2 protein-coding genes and 1 pseudogene are annotated in these 2,054 nt (G+C 50.4%); 1 reads left to right on the forward strand and 2 read right to left on the reverse strand.

The window, feature by feature from the left end; translation table 11 throughout:
• Positions 1–174: 174 nt before the first annotated feature.
• Positions 175–303, forward strand: a pseudogene (locus JX325_RS15810) (Maff2 family mobile element protein); the annotation flags it as partial.
• Positions 304–435: 132 nt separating this feature from the next.
• Here JX325_RS15810 and JX325_RS15815 read toward each other — a convergent pair.
• Together JX325_RS15815 and JX325_RS15820 are read right to left on the reverse strand one after the other, a co-directional pair.
• Positions 436–1,296: a hypothetical protein gene (locus tag JX325_RS15815; protein WP_204792013.1), complete on the reverse strand. Its 861-nt coding sequence runs from the start codon at positions 1,294–1,296 to the stop codon at positions 436–438.
• Positions 1,293–1,850: an RNA polymerase sigma factor gene (locus JX325_RS15820; protein ID WP_204792014.1), complete on the reverse strand. Its 558-nt coding sequence runs from the start codon at positions 1,848–1,850 to the stop codon at positions 1,293–1,295. The genes JX325_RS15815 and JX325_RS15820 overlap by 4 nt, the downstream gene beginning before the upstream one ends.
• Between the last annotated feature and the right edge of the window lie 204 nt (positions 1,851–2,054).

Raw genomic sequence — 2,054 nt, forward strand, 5'->3', positions numbered from 1 at the left:
TTCCTACATTTTATCCCTCATTAACTTTGTGGCCTGTCTGGTAATGAAGACAGACAGGCCTCTTTTCGACAGGCTGGTCGCTGACTGACACCATCAGTCAGCGGTTTTTATATTTCTGGGGAGATTCTCCCATCACTTTCAAACTAATATTTTCAACATTATGGAGGTAGTTTTATGGAATTTTTCACTTCTGCTATTGACACTTTGAAGGTTCTTGTGGTCGCGTTGGGCGCTGGTCTGGGTGTGTGGGGCGTCATTAACCTGCTGGAAGGTTATGGCAACGATAACCCCGGTGCGAATGCTCATGTGCGGTAAAGTATCACAAAGAAACTTTGTCGAATTGACAGCCACCCCGCTATTCCGAAAACACTCAAAAACGCACCGCACAGCCATAGGGCCATGCGGTGCGTTTTATAGGGCTGTCTCCAGGGTTGCTCACTCCAGCGGCAGGGCAAGTTGCCACTGTTCCCTATAGTACCCGTCCGGTTCCAAGTCGGAGCCGTCAAAAAGGTTCGGCCTCTCTCTCTGGAGAAGGGGAAGAATGTCCACGATGTATTCCACGCACCGGGCTGGTTCCCCTTGGAGTTTTACTGCCTCATAAACAGTGTAGTCTTCGGTTTCCAGCACCACATCTCCCAAGTTGTAGTCAGCATTCATTACCGGGGAGTAGGCAATAGCATAGGTAGTTCCATCTACCACAAAGGTCACATCAAAGATTTTCTCGTAGACCTCCATGCCATTGATGTGAATAGCGATGCAGTTAGTATGCCCCTCCACCAGATAAACAGTATGAGTATAATGGGTATTGAAAAGCAAATTCTCGCTTTCCGAGGGGGCAAAACGCGGATTGTCCAGTTGGCCCTCGCCCACAACACCATAAAAACCGCCCTGATAGGAAATGAAAATCGGAACTGCAAGGCCGCTGGAAATTATCCCTTCCGAATTTTCCAATCCCAGTTCTTCTGCGGTCAGCCATTTTTCAGCCCGAGTATCCCCAACTTGGACAGTACCAGGTTCAACCGACTGGGACGAGTCTGCGTTGGAGTGATTATCACCATCGCTGACCGCAGGCCCAGGCACATTAGAGTAAGGAGGCGACACAACTCCACCTGGCCCTTTCAAAATGCCCGGTAATGCTGCTATAGCTACTGTGACAATCAGGCCAAAACACGCCACCGCGCCCGCCCATTTCAGCCAGTTAGACTTTGCCCCGCCTCTGCGGACAGCGGTTTCGCACCGCTCCAACAAATCGCCATCCACCGTACCGATGGCCCGGTACAGATTTTCAACATTCACAGATAGCCCTCCTTTTCCAGTTCCCGCCGGAGTTTTTTTCGCGTCCGGCTGAGGATTACCGTCACATTGTTTTTTGTCATTCCATACTCCCGCGCAATCACAGCGGCTGGCTTATTGAAAAAATATCGGCGCAGGAATATGTTTCCCTCCTGCTCCGGCAGCGTCCGCACGAAACGTTGAATGCACTCCTCCAATTCTTTGGACTCGTATTCCACTGCCGCATCCTTCCCGCCGGAGAGGCACTCCACCAGCTCGTCCAAAACCAAGGTGATCTCACCGCCGCCCCGCTTTTCTGTATTTCGTGCGCGAAAACGGTCAAAGGAGAGATTGCGCGTGATTTTCGCCAGAAACATCCGAAGCACCTTGGGGCGCTGGGGCGGAATCGCGTTCCAGGTGTGAAGCCATGTATCGTTGATGCACTCCTCGGAATCTTCCACGCTGTGCAGTATATTTTCGGCGATGGAGAAGCAGTAAGCTCCGTACTTGTTGGCGGTTTCGGATATTGCTTCTGCGTTCCTATGCCAGTACAACTCTATGATTTGGCAGTCCTCCAAGGTTGCGCCTCCTCTCCGATATTTGAAGGTCCCTTCACCCCTATAAGACGTAAAATACCGAAAAATCTTACAAGGGCTTTCAAAAATTTTTTGAAGACTTCATTCTATTGTATCAGCTATGGTAACTGAGAGCAAGTATCGACCCGTGGCCCAAATTTCGCTCCGCTCATTTGTTCCCCTGGTCTGCTACTTGTTGGGGAGTGC

The organism is Oscillibacter sp. CU971 (genome assembly GCF_905219725.1).
In the GTDB taxonomy this organism is placed as follows: domain Bacteria; phylum Bacillota; class Clostridia; order Oscillospirales; family Oscillospiraceae; genus Oscillibacter.